We start from the raw sequence: 656 nt of genomic DNA on the forward strand, positions 1-656 counted from the left end.
CAGCTGTCTCAAGGTGCCACCGAACAGGCCTCTTCTGCCGAAGAAGCTTCCGCCTCGATGGAAGAGATGGCCGCCAACATCAAGCAGAATGCCGATAACGCTGCCCAGACGGAAAAGATCGCCCGCCAGTCCGCCAAGGATGCCGAGATCAGCGGCCAGGCCGTCGACCGCGCCGTCAACGCCATGCGCACCATCGCCGAGAAGATCTCCATCGTGCAGGAGATCGCTCGTCAGACCGACCTGCTCGCCCTCAATGCCGCCGTCGAGGCCGCACGCGCCGGCGAGCACGGCCGCGGCTTTGCCGTCGTCGCCTCCGAAGTGCGCAAGCTGGCGGAACGCAGCCAGGCAGCGGCCGCCGAGATCTCCAGCCTGTCCGGCGAGACCGTCACGGTCGCGACCGAAGCCGGCGACATGCTCTCGCGTCTCGTTCCCGATATCCGCAAGACCGCCGAACTGGTCGCCGAAATCTCGGCTGCCTGCCGCGAGCAGGATATCGGCGCATCGCAGATCAACGAGGCGATCCAGCAGCTCGACAAGGTGACGCAGCAGAATGCCGGTGCATCGGAAGAAATGTCGGCAACGTCGGAGGAGCTCGCCGCCCAGGCGGAGGAGCTGCAGGCCTCCATCGCCTTTTTCAAGGTCGATCAGGCCAATGC

At 65.2% G+C, this 656-nt stretch carries 1 protein-coding gene; it reads left to right on the forward strand.

Going from position 1 to position 656, the window contains the following annotated elements; genetic code table 11:
• Positions 1-656 (forward strand): methyl-accepting chemotaxis protein (locus tag PH558_RS34040; RefSeq protein ID WP_285208564.1); only part of this gene is annotated, 656 nt, incomplete at both ends.

Origin of the sequence: Rhizobium pantanalense (assembly GCF_030182525.1) — a bacterium.
GTDB lineage: Bacteria > Pseudomonadota > Alphaproteobacteria > Rhizobiales > Rhizobiaceae > Rhizobium.